Below are 13,135 nucleotides of genomic sequence, written 5' to 3' on the forward strand. Positions count from 1 at the left end.
GGCGGGCGTGCCAACTGGCTTGTTCTGTACGGCCTCTTCAGCGGCCGCACCCATCACCCAGGCCGGAACCCTCCGGTCCCCGCGGCTACTGGGTGATCGGCCGCAGGTACCGGTCGAGGGCCGTGTCGGGCAGCACCCGCGCGAGCACGCTCACCTTCCGGGCGTCCGGACCCACCCGGTAGCGGGTCCTGGGCCGCCGGGCCGTCAGCGCCTGCCGGACCGTCTCCGCGAAGTCCTCCGGACGGGTCGGGCTCTCCCGGGCCTGCCTCTCGTTCTGGTGCAGGAACCGGTTGAAGGGGATCCGGTACAGCTCGGCCAGCTGCTCCGGCACACCGTCCATCGCGGCCCGCGCCACGTCGGAGACCTTGCCCCAGATCGGCGTCATGATGGCCCCGGGCTGCACCAGGGCCACGTCCACCCCCTGCAGCGCCAGCTCCCGCCGCAGGACGTCGGTCAGGGCCTCCTTGGCGAACTGCGCCGCCGCGTACGCCCCGAGGAAGGGGATCGCCACACTGCCCAGGCCCGAGGTCACGTTGACCACCCGGCCGCGGGTACGGCGCAGCAGCGGCAGGAACGCCTGGGTGACGGCGAGCTGCCCCACCACGTTGGTGTCCAGCTGCTGGCGCAGCCGCTCGGGCGAGACGCACTCCAGCGGGGCCGACACGCAGATGCCCGCGTTGTTCACCAGCCCCCACAGGCCGTCCTCGCCCACCTCGGCCGAAACCCGTTCGGCGGCCGCGGCCACCGACTTCTCGTCGGTCACGTCCACCAGCACCGGCACGATCCGGCCGTGCGCGCCGGCCTCGGCCAGTGCCAGGGCGTCGGCCTCCTTGCGGACCCCGGCGAACACCCTGAAGCCCGCCTCGTCCAGCTGGAGGGCGCAGACCCGGCCGAGGCCGGAGGAGGCCCCGGTGACCAGGACGGACCGGCCGCGCGGCGACAGGGCGGTGCGGTTCGAAGCGGCTGACACGAGCTGACTCCTACGGGAAGCGGGGGCGGTCATCCGGCCACCGCCGGGAAGGTGAGGGCGTCCTCCAGCGTGCGGGTCAGCCGACTCTGCGGCATGAACCGGAAGTACGCGTCCCGCACCGGCCGGCGGAACGGGTCCTCGGACTGCTCGAAGGAGCTGATGCCGCGCGAGGCGGCCACCATCCCCCGGGTCCGCTCCCGCCGCTCGTCCTCGTACCGGCGCAGGGCCCGCGGCAGGTCGGGCGCGTCCTTCAGGGCCCGCCCGAGCACCACCGCGTCCTCGATCGCCATGCCCGAGCCCTGGCCGAGGCTGGTGAGCATCGGGTGCGCGGCGTCGCCCAGCAGGGTCACCGGACCCCGGCCCCAGCGCTCCAGGAACGCCCGGTCCCGCGAGGGCACCGCGATGATCGACTCCTCCGGGGTGGCCAGGATCGCCTGGCGCACCTCGTCGGCCCAGCCGTCGTAGGCGTGCAGGACCTCCGCCTTGCCGCCCTTCCAGTCCTTCGACAGCTCGGCCGGCATGTTCTTCGTGCCCCACCAGTACAGCCGTCCCGCGCCCATGTCCACGAGCCCGAAGCGCTTGCCGCTGCCCCAGAAGTGGGTGACCGAGCCCGGGGTGAAGCGGGGGTGCGAGAACGGGACCACCGCGAGCCAGCAGATGTAGCCGCTGTCCTGCGAGTCCTCCGGCCCCACCAGCTGCCTGCGGACCGCGGAGTTGAAGCCGTCCGCCCCGATCAGCACGTCCCCCTCGGCGCTGCTCCCGTCCTCGAACGAGACCCGCACGCCGCCGCCCGGCACCCCCTCCGTCTCGAAGGCGGTGGCCGCCGCGCCGAGGTGCAGCGCAATGCCCTCCGCCGCCTCCAGCAGCGCCTGCTGGAGGTCCGCCCGGGTGATGAGCACGCTGGGCACCCCCAGCCTGCCGATGATGTCCGGGAAGGGGAACTCCCGGATCAGCCGGCCCGAAGCCGTCTTGACGTGGTACGAGCGCAGGGCCTCCCCGCGCTTCTCCAGGTCGATGCCGACGCCCAGCGAGTCCAGCGCGCCGATCGCGTTGCTCATCACCGAGAGGCCCGAGCCCGCTGCCCGCAGCTCGCCCGCCCGCTCGTGGACCTCGACGTCCAGTCCCGCCTCGCGCAGCGCGATCGCGGCGGTCAGGCCGCCGATCCCCGCACCGATCACGAGGGCCTTCTTGCGGTGTGTCATCCGTGTCATCTCACTGTCCGATCAGTTCGGTGACGACCTGGACCATGTGGGCCACGTACGGCTCCTCCATGATCGTGAGGTGGTCGCCGGGTACGTCCACGACCTCGAGCGTCCCGCTGGTGCGCTCGCGCCAGCCGTTGCTCGGGTCCGCGTGCATGCTCTCGATGGCGGTGTGCATCGAGTTGAGGACCCCGGGAAGCGGCTGCGCGGCGTGGATGAGGACCATGTCCTGGTCCACCACCTCGGGCCGGTAGGCGAACGCCGCCTTCCAGTTGGCCTCGTACACGTGGAACAGGCGCCGTACGACGGCACCGGTGCTCCCCGTGGGCAGTACGCCCTCGTCGATGGCGAGCTGGGCGATGAAGCCGAACTTCTCCTCCAGCGTCGTCAGCCGGTCCGGGATCAGCTCCAGCGGGGAGTCGCCCCCGCGCCGCAGCCACAGCAGCTCCCAGAAGAACCAGCCCAGCAGGGCGTCGTCGTCCGTGGTCAGGCGCCGGCCCGGGTTGAGGGCGGTGGTGTCCAGCAGCACCAGCCGGGCCACCTCCTGGCCGGCCGCCCGCAGCTGCCGGGCGATCTCGAAGGCCACGAACCCGCCGAACGACCAGCCGCCGATGACGTACGGGCCGCTCGGCTGCACCCGGCGCATCGCCTCGATGTAGCTGGCCGCGATCTCCTCGACGCTGCGCAGCGGTTCGGTGCCGGGGTCGCCGCCGGCCGCCTGGAGGGCGTAGAACGGCTGGCCCTCCTCCAGGTACTTGGCGAACCGGACGTAGCAGAGCACGTTCCCGCCCATCGGGTGGACGAAGAACATCGGACGCTTCGACCCGGCCGGACGGATGGGCACCAGCGGGTCGAAGGCGGTCGCGGCGTCGCCCGACCGCAGCCGCGCGGCCAGTTCGGCCACCGTCGGCGCCGACACGAACTCCGAGAGCGGGACGCTGATCCCGTAGCGCTGCTCGATCTGCACCACCAGGCGCATCGCCGTCAGGGAGGTCGCGCCGAGGTCGAAGATGTTGTCGTGCACGCCCAGCGCGGGCAGCTGGAGCAGATCGCCGACGATCTCCACCAGGGTCTCCTCGTACGCGTCGCGCGGCGCCGCGGCGGCGTCGGCGGTGGCCCCCGTGCTCAGCGGGGCGGCGCGCAGCGCCTTGTCGTCGCGCTTGCCGCTGGGCGTCAGCGGCAGGGCGGCCAGCCACTCGAAGTGCGAGGGCATCATGTACTCGGGCAGCACCGTCCGCAGCTGCTTGCGCAGCAGCGTCAGGTCCGCGCCGTCCGGGTCGCCCGTCAGGAACGCGGCGAGGAAGGAGTCGTTGCCCTCCCGGCGGCGGGCCACGACCGCCGCCTCCGCGATCCCCGGGTGGCCCGCGGCGAAGCGGGTGATGGCCAGCTCCACCTCGGCCGGCTCCACACGGTATCCGCGCACCTTGACCTGCGCGTCGGCCCGGCCCAGGCACACCACGTCTCCGTCGGGCAGGGCGAAGCCCAGGTCGCCCGTGCGGTAGAGGCGCACCCCCGCCGCCGCGGCCGCGGGGGACGGGTGCGGCACGAACCGCTCCTCGGTCAGGTCCGGACGGCCCACGTACCCCTCCGCCAGGCAGGCGCCCGACAGGTACAGCTCACCGCGCACCCCGGCCGGGACCGGCCGCAGCCGGGCGTCCAGGACGTGCACCGAGGAGCCCGCGATGGCCCGCCCGATCGGCGGCAGGGCCGGGAACCCGGCCGGGTCGCCCTGCATCGTGTACGCGGTCACCACATGCGACTCGGTCGGCCCGTACTGGTTCTCCAGGATCACCCCGGGCAGCGCCGCGCACAGCGCGCGTATCTCGTCGGTGACGCGCAGCTGCTCGCCGGAGGAGAGCAGGGCGCGCAGCGAGCGCGGGGCCAGCCCGAGCGCGTCCGCGGTCTCGGCCAGCTGCTGGAGCGCCACGTACGGGAGGTAGACGCGCTGCACGCCCTCGCGGTCGAGCAGCCGCAGCAGGGCGGGCATGTCGCGGCGCTCTTCCTCGGAGAGCAGCAGCAGGGTGCCGCCGCCCGCGAGCGTGGAGAAGATCTCCTGGAAGGAGACGTCGAAGCTCAGCGGCGCGTACTGGGCGGTCACCCCGCCGACGACCCCGCTGGGGATGCCGTTCTGCCAGGCGACCAGGTGGGCCAGGGAGCGGTGCGGCATCGCCACGCCCTTCGGCGCGCCCGTGGAACCCGAGGTGAACAGCACGTAGGCGATGGAGTCGGGGGTGATCTCCTCGGTCACCTCCGCCGGGATCCGGGGCAGGTAGGGCCGCTCGCCGTCCTCGGCGAAGAGCTCCTCGGCCGGCAGTACGAGCGCCGGCCCGCCGACGGTGGCGCCGTGCGCGGCGTGCGCGATGACCCGGAACGGGCGGGCCTGCTCCACCATCGCGGTCAGCCGGTCCACCGGGTAGCTGACGTCCAGCGGGACGGTCGCGGCGCCGGCCTTCATGACGCCGAGGATCACGGCGACGGTCTCCGGCGAGCGGTCCATCGCGATGCCGATCCGGTCACCGGGCCGCGAACCGAGCGCGATCAGCTCGCGGGCCACCCGGTCGGCGGCCGCGTCCAGTTCCGCGTAGGTCCAGCGGCGCTCGCCGAACACCAGGGCCGTGGCCTCCGGTGCGCGGGCGCTCTGCCGCGCGACGGCCCGTACGACGTCCAGCGGCGCGGCGGCGTCCTGCTGCTCCAGGGCCGCGGCCGGCTCCGGGGCCGGAGCGAGGAAGCCGAAGTCCGGTGCCTCGTCCGGGTGGTGGACCAGCCGGTCGAGGATCGCGGTGAACCGCTCGGCGTACAGGTCGGCCTGGGCCGGGGTGAAGGTCAGCCCGTGGTGGTCCAGCCGCAGCCGGACGGAGCCGTCGACCGGGTCGGTCATGGCGTTCACCAGCAGCTGGAAGTTGGTCTCCTCCCAGGTCCGGAAGTCCAGCAGGCTGACCCCGGGCAGCTCGAAGACGGCGGCCAGCTGACGGAAGTGGATGTAGTTGAACGCGGTCTCCAGGACGGTGGAGCCCCGGTCCTCCTGGATCGCGCTGAGCGGGTAGCGGCGGTGGGCGTGGCTCTGCTGCTCCTGCCGGAAGGCCGCACGGACCACGTCGGCCCAGCTGTCGGCGGCGGTGCCGAGCCGCACGGGCATCGTGTTGAGGAACAGTCCGGCGATGCGGTCGGCGTCCTCCAGCTCGGGGCGGCCATGGGTGACCAGGCCGGTGGTGATGTCGTCGGAGCCGGAGAAGAGTCCCAGCGTCAGGCAGTGCGCCGCGAACAGCACGGACTTCACCGGCAGCGTCCGCTCCCGGGCGAACACGGCGACCTGCTCGGTGAGTGCGGCGGGCAGGTCCACGATCCGGGTGATCTGGGTGTCCGGGCCCGGGGTCTCGTGCCCGCGGAAGGGCTGGAGGCGCAGCAGGGGGGCGTCCCGCAGCCGCTCGCGCCAGAAGGCGCGGGTCTGCTCCGACTCCAGGGCCTCGCGTTCGGCGCGTACGTGGTGGGCCGCCGAGGGCAGGGCGGCCTCGGCCACGGCCCCGATGGGGTGACCCAGGCCGTGCAGGTAGTCCCGCAGCAGCTCGGCGACCAGGGTGGCCACGCTGCCGCCGTCGAGGATCGCGTGGTGGAAGCTCAGGACCAGCTCGAGCGTCCCCTCGCGGACGTGGGCGCGCAGGTGGTGGAGGGGCGCCTGCTCGAAGTCGTAGCGGTGGAACCGCCGTTCGTCGACATGGGCCGCGATCTCGGCGAGCGCCTCGGCCTCCTCGCGGCCGCGCAGGTCCACGGCGTCGAAGCCGCCGGTCACCGTGTGGTCCACGATCTGGAGCGGCTCGGAGAAGGAGCCCAGGTCGAAGGAGGAACGCAGGACGGGGTGGCGTGCGACGAGCCGTTCGAAGGCGCGCCGGAAGGCATCCTCGTCCCATGCGGCCGTGACGCTGTACTGGAAGACGTCGCGGTAGACGGCCGAGTCCTGCTCGGCCCGGCTGTGGTAGAGCAGGCCGAGCTGGAGCCGGGTGAGCGGGTAGGCGTCGGCGCGGCCTTCGAGCCGGGCCCGGTCGACGCCCGAGACCAGGGCGAAGGGGGCGAGTTCGGCGGCGGGCGCGGCGGCCCCGGTACCGGTGGCCGACCGGGCGGCCAGCTGGGCGACGGTCGGCTGCTGCACCAGGTCCGTCAGGTCGAACACGATGCCGGCCTTCTCGGCCCGGGCGCGGATGCGCAGCATCGTGATGGAGTCCCCGCCGAGCGCGAAGTAGTCGTCGTGGATCCCGACCCGCTCCGCCTCCAGTACCTCCGCCCAGATCGCGGCGAGCGTCTCCTCGGTGGCGTTGCGTGGCGCCGTGTACTGCGGACCGGCGGTCGCCGAGGGGGCGGGCAGGGCGCGGCGGTCGGCCTTGCCGTTCGGGGTCAGCGGGACGGTGCCGATCCGGATGAAGTGCGCCGGAACCATGAACTCGGGGAGCGCGGTGGCCAGTTCCTCGCGCAGCAGGGCCGGGCTGAGCTCGCTGTCCGCGACGTAGTAGCCGATCAGCAGGGTTCCCCGGCTGCCCGACTGGTGGTCCACCACGACGGCGTCCCGTACGCCGGCCACGGAGGCCAGCCGGTTCTGCACCTCGCCGAGCTCCACCCGGTTGCCGCGGATCTTGACCTGGCCGTCGATGCGGCCGAGGTACTCCAGGGTGCCGTCGGCCAGCCAGCGGGCGAGGTCGCCGGTGCGGTAGAGCCGCCCGCCCGGGGAGAAGGGGTCCTCGGTGAACTTCTCCGCGGTCAGCTCGGGCCGCTCCAGGTAGCCGCGGGCGACGCCGACGCCGCCGATGCACAGCTCACCGGGGACCCCGGCCGGCTGGAGCCCGCCGTGCGCGTCCACCACGTACAGCCGGGTGTTGTCGATGGGCCGGCCGATGGGGATCCGGCGGACCGGCCCCTCGGCGGCCGTCGGGCAGTCGAAGTACGACACGTCGACCGTGGCCTCGGTGGGCCCGTACAGGTTGACCAGCCGCGGGGCGCTCTCGCCGCGGGAGCCGAAGACCCGGTTGAACTGCTCGGCGCGTGCGGTGGGCAGGGCCTCACCGCTGCAGAACACCTGCCGCAGGGAGGCGGCTTCGGCGCGCAGCTCCGGCCGGTCCTCCAGCAGGTCGAGGAAGGGGCCCAGCATGGAGGGGACGAAGTGCAGGGTGGTGACGCGCTGTTCGGCGATCGTGCGCAGGATCCCGCGCGGGTCGCGCTGGCCGCCGACGGGCAGCAGGGCGAGGCCCGCGCCCTCGATCGCCCACCAGAAGAGCTCCCACACCGAGACGTCGAAGGAGATCGGCGTCTTCTGGAGCAGGACGTCGCCGTCGCCGACCGGGTAGGCCTTCTGCATCCAGGCGAGCCGGTTGACCACCGAGTGGTGCTCGACCATGACGCCCTTGGGCCGGCCGGTCGAGCCGGAGGTGTAGATCACGTACGCGAGGTCGCGGGGGCCGGCCGGGTCCTCCAGCGGACCGCCCGGGCCGGTCAGCAGCTCGTCGGTGTGCAGGACCGGGACGTCCTGGTCCCCGACCGGGGTCCCGCCGTCGGTCAGCACCACCTTGGCACGGCTGTCCTGGAGCAGGAAGCCGATGCGCTCCGCGGGATAGCCCGGGTCCACGGGTACGTAGGCGCCGCCGGACTTGAGGACGCCGAGCAGGGCGACGATCAGCCGCGGGGAGCGGTCCATCAGGACGGCCACCCGGTCGCCGGTGCCCACGCCCCGGGCGCGCAGGGCGTGCGCCACCTGGTTGGAGCGGGTGTCGAGCTCCGCGTAGGTCAGCGGCGGGGTCCCGTCCGCGCCGGTCACGGCGGTCCGGTCCGGGGTGCGGGCGGCCTGGTCGGCGATCAGGCCGTGCACGGTCCGGGCGTCGGCGTACGGGACCTCGGGCCCCTGCCGCAGCACCGTGAGGTCCTCGAGCTCGGCCTCGTCCAGGACGGGCAGCGTGGCCGCTGCCCGGCCGGGCTCGGCCACCCCGGCGGCGATCAGGCGCAGCAGGTGGCCCGCGACCGAGGCGATCGGGTAGTCCTCGTCGAACACGTCGACCGCGTAGTCGAGGTCGACCCGCAGGTCGGCGTCGTCCTCGAAGGCGTGCACCATCACGGACAGCGCGTCCTGGTGGTGGACGGGCGCCAGGACGACGGACTCCAGCGAGGTGCCCGGCAGCGGGGCGGGCCGCGAGTGGCGGAGGTAGGACAGGGTGATGTCGAAGAGCCGGCGGGAGCCCGCACCGACGGCCGGCAGGTCGCGCAGCACGTCGCCGAGGGCGAGCCGCTCGTGGCCGCGCAGCGCGTCCGTGCTGCTCCGGACCGCGGCGGCCAGCTCGTGCAGGGTGTCCGCGGGGCCGACGGGCACGCGCAGCGGGAGGTTGTTGGCCAGCTGGCCGACCGTCTCGAGCTCGGCGTCCGAGTGCCGGTTGCGGAACGGGACGCCGAGCACCAGCTCCTCGCTGCGGTGCACCCGGGAGAAGTAGGCGGCGAAGGCGGCCGCGAGGAACGCGAACGGGGAGCTGCCGCCGCCGCGGATGCGGCGCACCAGGTCGGCGTCGACGGTGAAGGTGTGCCGGGCCCGGCGCCGCGCACCGTCCGCGGGAGCCACCGTGGCCCGGGTGAACAGGGCGGGCTGCACGCCCTTCAGCGCATCGCGGAAGTAGGCCCGGTCCTCTTCGAAGGCCCCGGAGGCGCGGTAGGCGGAGTCCGCCCCGACCAGCGCGGTGACGGAGGGGAGGGCGGGGGGGCCACGGGCACGGCCCCGGTCCCGGCGGCCATGGCGGAGCCCACCCGGTCGGCGTAGCGCTCCCACAGCTGACGGCTGACCTGGTTCAGGGCCCACGCATCGGCGATCAGGTGGTGGGCGTTGAGGTGCACATGGACGACCGAGGCACTCTCGCGCAGCACTGCGGCCGTGAACAAACGCGAACGCCGCAGGGTGAAGGGGTGCGTGAACGAGTATTCCCGCCACGCCGCGCAGGCCGCCGCGGGGTCGGCCGCGCCGGAGAAGTCGACGTACTGGACCCAGGGGCCCGTCTCCTCCTGCGCATCGGCCCCGGCCACCCACTGGCAGGGGATCCCGTCCTGTTCGTCGAAGCGCAGGGAGAACGCGTCGTTGCCGCGCAGGACCTCCTCGAGCGATTCCTTCAAGCTGTCCACGTCGACATCGCCGGCCAACCGCTCCTGAATGACCACGTTGAACTGGGGGTCACCCGGCGCGGTGGACTCGGCAGCCCAAATGTCCAGCTGGTAGGCGGACAGAGGGAGCTGGCGTGTTGCGAGCATCGGCCTTCCTTCGCTAATTCGGACAGCCGGAATGTTTGCCGTCCGATGCTCAGGAGCCTACGTTTCCCCCAATCCGCTTCACCACTACTCGTATGAGTGGAGAAGGACTACTCGATCGGGTAGTCAGGAGTGGGAATATGTGATCCGCGCGATATTGGTCAAGGATTTTCGCGAGCCCTCGCTAACATCTCCGACATGACCTCTCTGCTCCCTTCCCAGAAATCCGTCCTCGTCCGCGGCGGCGGACCAGGACTGCTGCTCGCGCATGGTGCGGGCAGTGACATCGAGGACAGTTACGGACCGGTACTCGAAACTCTGGCGAGCCGTCGAACCGTCGTCGGCCCGGATTATCCGGGCTCCGGGAATAATGCTCTCCCGGACGGTCCGCTGACACTCGACCTGCTCGCCGACCACATTGTGGAAAGCGCCGTGCAATCCGGCGTACATTCTTTTGCCATATCCGGATTCTCCATGGGGACGACGGTGGCCGTGCGGGCCGCGGTGCGCCATCCCGAGCGGGTTACCGCCCTTGTTCTTTCCGCCGGATTCGCGCGTCCGAACGCCCGCCTCAAGCTGGTCGTCGACACCTGGCGGGCGCTCGGCGCGCCGGACGGCGACAGCCGGGTCCTGGCCTCCTACCTCTCGCTGGTGGTCGGCGGCGCCCGCTGGCTCGACGAGCGCTCCCACGAGGAGGTCGAGGAGCAGCTCGCACTGTTCTCCGCCGGGATGCCGCCGGGCACCGACGCGCAGCTCGCCCTCTTCGACGACATCGACGTACGGGCCGATCTGGCGCGGATCGCGGTACCGGTCCTCGTCGTCTCGCCCCTCGGGGACCTCCTCACCACTCCCGTTCACTCCCGCGAACTCGTGGAGGGGATCCCGGAAGCGCGGCTGGCGACGCTGGACTGCGGTCACGCCATCGCCGCGGAGCGGCCGGCCGAGTGGGCCGGGCTCATCACCGAGTTCCTCGACGGCGTCGGCCGCTGACCGCCACGGGCGGTACGGGCAGGCCCGCCCGTACCGCCCGAGCCGTACCGCCTCCGCCGTCGGAGCCCGTCCCCGGGCGGCCGGACGGCGGGGGCGGTCGGACGGCGGGCCCGGCGCCCGGCCCGCCGTCCCGGGGAACGGGGCGGCGGGCCCGGGGGTGGGCGCCGGGCCGGTCTCAGTGGCGCTCCGGTCTCAGGGACACGGGCGCGGGGGCCGGGTCGTCAGCGGCCGGGCCATCGCGGCCCGGTTCTTCGGCGGCCGGTTCATCACAGGCGCCCGGACGAGGGCGCCTTGCCCAGCGCCGTCACCGCGAGGGCCGCGACGGCGAGCCCGCCGCCCAGCCACATCACCGCGGTGACCCCCGCGCCGTCCGCGGCCAGCCCGCCGGCCAGCGCGCCGAGCGCGATCGCCCCGTTGAACACGCCGACGAACAGCGAGGACGCGGCCTCGCGCGCCTCGGGGGCCGAAGCCAGCAGCCAGGTCTGGGTGCTGACCGACACGCCGCCGTAGGACAGCCCCCAGACGGCGAGCAGCGCACCGGCGGTCAGGACGGAACCGCCGAGCACCGGTACCAGAGCGACCGTGGCCGCCAGTACCGCGCTGATCACCAGCAGGGTGGAGCGCGGGGAGCGCCCGGCGCCGGCACCGGCGGCGAAGTTGCCCGCCACGCCCGCGATTCCGTACACCAGCAGCAGCGTGCCGATCATCCCGGCGCTCGCCCCCGAGACCTCCTCCAGCACGGGGCGCACGTACGTGTAGGCGGCGAAGTGACCGGTGACCAGCAGCGCCACCACGATCAGCCCGGTCCGCACCCGCGCCTCGCCGAACAGCCGCAGCACACCGCTGAGCCGTACGTCCTGCTCCGCGGGCAGCCGCGGCAGCAGGACCGCCAGGGCGATCAGCACCAGCAGCGCCAGTACGCCCACCGTGACGAACGCGGTGCGCCAGTCGGCCAGTTCGCCGATGTACGTGCCCGCCGGGACGCCGAGCACCGAAGCCACCGCGATGCCGCTGAAGATCAACGAGGTGGCCGAGCCGATCGACTTCGGCGGCACCAGGCGTACCGCCAGACCCGCCGCGATCGCCCAGACACCGCCCATGCCGACGCCGACCAGGACACGGGCGGCCACCATCACCCCGAAGTCCGGGGTCCACGCCGCGAGCAGGTTGCCCACCGTCAGGACCGCCATCAGCGCACACAGCACCGCCCGCCGGTCGAACCGCCCCAGCAGCGGTGTCAGCAGCGGGGCCGACACCGCTCCGACCAGGCCGGTGATGGTCAGGGTCAGTCCGGCGGTGCCCTCGCTCACCTTCAGCGCGTCCCCGATGGGCGTCAGCAGGCCCACGGGCAGCATCTCCGACGTCACCACCGTGAACGTCGCGCTCGCGACCGCCGCGACGCCGAGCCAGCCGCGGGTCGCGGATCGCTCCGGCACCCCGGTGGTGTCTGCAATTTCCTCAGTCTGTGCCATGCGACCAGCCAACCCGCCCCGACCTGCGGGAACAACGGCCGATCCCTCATCCTTCGATAAGCGGGGCTACTCGATCGGCCGCAACGGGGCGGCGGTGTAGAAAGGAAACCATGAGCGGTGTCGAGATACGCGAGCTGGAGACGTTCCTCGTGCTCGCGCAGGAGTTGCACTTCGGACGGACCGGCGAGCGGCTGTACGTCTCGCAGAGCCGGGTCAGCCAGCTGCTGCGCTCCCTGGAGAGCCGCATCGGCGCGCCGCTGGTCGAACGCACCAGCCGGCGGGTGCGCCTGACCCCGCTGGGCGAGAGCTTCCTCGCGGGCCTGCGTCCCGCGTACGACGCCCTGCGCGCCACGGTCGACGAGGCCCGGGCAGCCGCGCGCGGCATGGGCGGAGAGCTGCGCATCGGCTTCCAGGGCACCGTGGACGACTACCTCAGCCGGGCGATCGCCCTGTTCGGCGACCGGTACCCGGACTGCGCGATCGACATCGTCGAGATCCCCCTCTCCGACCCCTTCGGGCCGCTGCGCCGCCAGGAGGTGGACTGCGCGGTGGTCCTGCTGCCGGTGGCCGAGGACGACCTCGTCCTCGGCCCGGTCTTCTCCCGGCAGCCGCAGACCCTGGCCGTGTCCGTCCGGCACCCCTTCGCCGCCCGGGACTCCCTCTCCGCCGAGGAGCTCGCCGACTGCCGGCTCATCGGCATCGGCGGCGGCGCCCCCGAGTACTGGCGGCAGGCCCAGGCCCCCGGTCTGACCCCGGGCGGGCTGCCCGTACCGGCCGGACCCAGCGTCAACACCCTTCAGGAAGGCCTGAGTCTGACGGCGGCCAACCGCGGCGCGATGCTGCTGTGCCGGTCCACCGCCGACTACCACGGCCGGCGCGACTCCCTCACCTTCGTCCCGGTGCAGGGCCTGCCCGACTCCGAACTCGGCCTCATCCGCCACCGCACGCGCCCCTCGGCGCAGGCGGAGGCCTTCGCCCTGGCGGTCGGCGAGACGGCCGGCCCGGCGGACTGACGGCCGCGGGACCCCTCACCGGTCTGGTGCCGAGTCCGAAATCGGCGAGGTGCCCGACGGTGCGGCCCCGGCCGCGCTCGCGTCCCGCAGTCGACGGTGAAACGGCCGCAGGTGCTCCCCGGCTGAATCCAGAATTCGAAGAACGGTGTCCATGACGATGCGAAGCTCGGTCGTGGCTCCGGGCGCCGGGCTGCCACTGAGGAAAAGGGTCAGGTATTGTTCTGCCTT

7 protein-coding genes are annotated in these 13,135 nt (G+C 73.1%); 2 read left to right on the plus strand and 5 right to left on the minus strand.

What is annotated here, in order from left to right; genetic code table 11:
• Window positions 1–85: 85 nt before the first annotated feature.
• The 4 genes from ACTVZO_RS31200 to ACTVZO_RS31215 are packed head-to-tail and all read right to left on the minus strand — an operon-like array spanning window position 86 to window position 9,435.
• Complete coding sequence (locus ACTVZO_RS31200) at window positions 86–1,003, minus strand: SDR family oxidoreductase (RefSeq protein WP_443301493.1); 918 nt, start codon at window positions 1,001–1,003, stop codon at window positions 86–88.
• The gene (locus tag ACTVZO_RS31205) at window positions 1,000–2,172 is read right to left on the minus strand and encodes an FAD-dependent monooxygenase (RefSeq protein WP_443301494.1); all 1,173 of its coding nucleotides are present in this window, start codon (window positions 2,170–2,172) and stop codon (window positions 1,000–1,002) included. The genes ACTVZO_RS31200 and ACTVZO_RS31205 overlap by 4 nt, the downstream gene beginning before the upstream one ends.
• Window positions 2,173–2,182: 10 nt before the next feature.
• Window positions 2,183–8,869 carry an amino acid adenylation domain-containing protein gene (locus tag ACTVZO_RS31210; protein WP_443303324.1) on the minus strand — a complete coding sequence of 2,229 codons (6,687 nt, stop codon included), beginning with the start codon at window positions 8,867–8,869 and terminating at the stop codon, window positions 2,183–2,185.
• Window positions 8,794–9,435 (minus strand): condensation domain-containing protein, encoded by a 642-nt coding sequence (locus ACTVZO_RS31215; protein ID WP_443301495.1) that lies wholly within the window; start codon window positions 9,433–9,435, stop codon window positions 8,794–8,796. The genes ACTVZO_RS31210 and ACTVZO_RS31215 overlap by 76 nt, the downstream gene beginning before the upstream one ends.
• A 195-nt stretch (window positions 9,436–9,630) precedes the next feature.
• Between ACTVZO_RS31215 and ACTVZO_RS31220 the strand changes: the two genes are divergently transcribed.
• A complete protein-coding gene (locus ACTVZO_RS31220) occupies window positions 9,631–10,422 on the plus strand; it encodes an alpha/beta fold hydrolase (RefSeq protein ID WP_443301496.1) in 792 nt (263 codons plus the stop codon).
• Between the two features lie 266 nt (window positions 10,423–10,688).
• On the opposite strand, the gene ACTVZO_RS31225 is transcribed toward ACTVZO_RS31220, so the two are convergent.
• Complete coding sequence (locus ACTVZO_RS31225) at window positions 10,689–11,894, minus strand: MFS transporter (protein WP_443301497.1); 1,206 nt, start codon at window positions 11,892–11,894, stop codon at window positions 10,689–10,691.
• Window positions 11,895–12,004: 110 nt separating this feature from the next.
• Between ACTVZO_RS31225 and ACTVZO_RS31230 the strand changes: the two genes are divergently transcribed.
• On the plus strand, window positions 12,005–12,907 hold the full coding sequence (locus ACTVZO_RS31230; protein ID WP_443301498.1) for a LysR family transcriptional regulator: 903 nt from the start codon (window positions 12,005–12,007) through the stop codon (window positions 12,905–12,907).
• Window positions 12,908–13,135 lie beyond the last annotated feature (228 nt).

Origin of the sequence: Streptomyces sp. IBSNAI002 (genome assembly GCF_052244475.1) — a bacterium.
GTDB lineage: Bacteria > Actinomycetota > Actinomycetes > Streptomycetales > Streptomycetaceae > Streptomyces.